Raw genomic sequence first — 855 nt, forward strand, 5'->3', positions numbered from 1 at the left:
ATTACACGGTGTACATGATCGGTCGCGCATTGATCGGCGTGGTAATCGGTGGCTTCTGGTCGATGTCGGCGGCGTTGGCCATGCGTCTGGTACCCTCCGCCAGCGTGCCCAAGGCGCTGGCCATTTTTAACGGCGGCAATGCCCTGGCGACCGTCGTGGCGGCGCCGTTGGGCAGTTATCTGGGCAGCGTGATTGGCTGGCGCGGGGCATTTTTCTGCCTGATACCGGTGGCGCTGATTGCGCTGCTCTGGCAATGGATCAGCTTGCCCGCGCTGCCGGCCGCGCCACGCAAAGCCAGCGCAGCCAATGTTTTTGCGTTGTTCAAAAGCCGCCGTGTGGCGTTGGGCATGCTCGGCGCCGGGCTGTTCTTCATGGGCCAGTTTGTTCTGTTTACCTACCTGCGACCGTTTCTGGAGACCGTGACGCGGGTCGACGTTTCGATGCTGTCGATCATCCTGCTGGTCATTGGTGTGACCGGGTTTATCGGCACGGTGATCATCGGGTCGGTGCTGAAGAAGGGGCTATATCGCGTGGTGATCGCCATCCCGCTGTTGATGGCGATGATCGCGGTGGCGCTCATTGGGATGGGCAGTTCAGTGGTCGCGACATTCGTGTTGCTGGGCTTGTGGGGATTGGTCGCCACTGCCGCGCCGGTGGGCTGGTGGTCGTGGCTGGCGCGCACGCTGCCCGACGATGCCGAAGCCGGCGGTGGGCTGATGGTGGCGGTGGTGCAGTTGTCGATTGCCTCGGGTTCTACCATCGGTGGTCTGCTGTTCGACGGCAGCGGTTATCGGCTGACGTTTTTCGCCAGCGCGGCATTGCTGGTGCTGGCGGCGCTGATGACCTGGCTGACGT

1 protein-coding gene is annotated in these 855 nt (G+C 62.7%); it reads left to right on the forward strand.

Annotated features, from left to right (window positions below):
- The coding region (locus tag OC605_RS27990; protein ID WP_262140510.1) for an MFS transporter at positions 1–855 on the forward strand (855 nt) is incomplete at both ends.

Origin of the sequence: Pseudomonas sp. Marseille-Q5117, assembly GCF_946901175.1 — a bacterium.
GTDB classification, from domain to species: Bacteria; Pseudomonadota; Gammaproteobacteria; order Pseudomonadales; family Pseudomonadaceae; genus Aquipseudomonas; species Aquipseudomonas iranensis.